This is a genomic window from Moellerella wisconsensis ATCC 35017, from assembly GCF_001294465.1.
Classification (GTDB): Bacteria; Pseudomonadota; Gammaproteobacteria; order Enterobacterales; family Enterobacteriaceae; genus Moellerella; species Moellerella wisconsensis.
The window spans coordinates 1-544 of the sequence record NZ_LGAA01000045.1 but is presented as its reverse complement, the minus strand read 5'-3'; the positions used below and the strand labels follow the sequence as shown (position 1 = coordinate 544).

The window sequence follows — 544 nt, the reverse complement described above, 5'->3', positions numbered from 1 at the left end:
AATACCATGCTGCATTAACGATAGAGGCATTAGATTAACGGAGAAACATACTTCTTCTGTGGCTAGGTTTTGCGTTCGTATGTATTTAACTACGTTCTCAACCATCAGCAGGTCGAAGCGTGGGCTAAGGTTAAATTCCGCGATTAAAGGAATAAATTTATCTGGCGTAATGATGTCATTGTTATCTTTCAGGCGCGCTAAAATTTCGTAATAGCGTGTACCATTTTTATGCTCAATCGGCTGCGCATGCAGCATGATGCTATTTTCATTAAGTGCATTTTTGATTTTTTGCAGCAGCATGACTCGGTCTGACACTTGGGTTGCGACGACCTGATTGCCCTCACTAAGGCATAACAGACGATCCTCTTGGCATGCTTTTTCACATAGATAGCTTAACTGACCAATACGGCGATGAAGATTATCTGTTTCACGATTAAGTTCGCCATAAGACAAACCATAGTGCAGTTCAACCGGAATATTATTCCAGCTTAACGGGTGCTCTTTGAGCTTTTGGCGTAGCGCATTTAAGCGGGGAATATTTTCG

General features: G+C 41.9%; 1 protein-coding gene. It reads right to left on the bottom strand.

Annotation, left to right across the window (positions count from 1 at the left end):
* The coding region (locus tag M992_RS14295; RefSeq protein ID WP_147638194.1) for an EAL domain-containing protein at positions 1-544 on the bottom strand (544 nt) is incomplete at both ends.